Below are 318 nucleotides of genomic sequence, written 5' to 3' on the forward strand. Positions count from 1 at the left end.
TTTGCATTTGTATGTGCATAAGGGGCATACGGAATTGGGCGAGGGTGAAAGGTTGGTTAAAACTTTGTCTATGAAATTAGCCCAAGGGTTGCCTAAAGAATGGAGGGTCTTCCCTAGCAATGAATGGCCTAAGGAATTTAATATTTTAGCTTTACCTTATGAAGTGTTTGCAAAAGAGCGAGGGAGCTCTTGGGCGAAGCATTTATAACAATTTTTGAAAGGATTTTTGATGTCAGAAAAAGAAAGACTGAATGAAGTGATCTTAGAAGAAGAAAATAATGGGGGCGGCACTAAAAAGGTGTTTTTGATCGTGGCTAT

At 39.0% G+C, this 318-nt stretch carries 1 protein-coding gene; it reads left to right on the forward strand.

Translation table 11 applies throughout. The annotated features are described in order from the left end of the window. A partial coding sequence (locus F8C76_RS20070) for a hypothetical protein (protein WP_211372225.1) occupies positions 1-208 on the forward strand: 208 nt, incomplete at its 5' end. Positions 209-318 lie beyond the last annotated feature (110 nt).

The sequence above is a fragment of the Flagellimonas olearia genome (genome assembly GCF_009184425.1).
In the GTDB taxonomy this organism is placed as follows: domain Bacteria; phylum Bacteroidota; class Bacteroidia; order Flavobacteriales; family Flavobacteriaceae; genus Flagellimonas; species Flagellimonas olearia.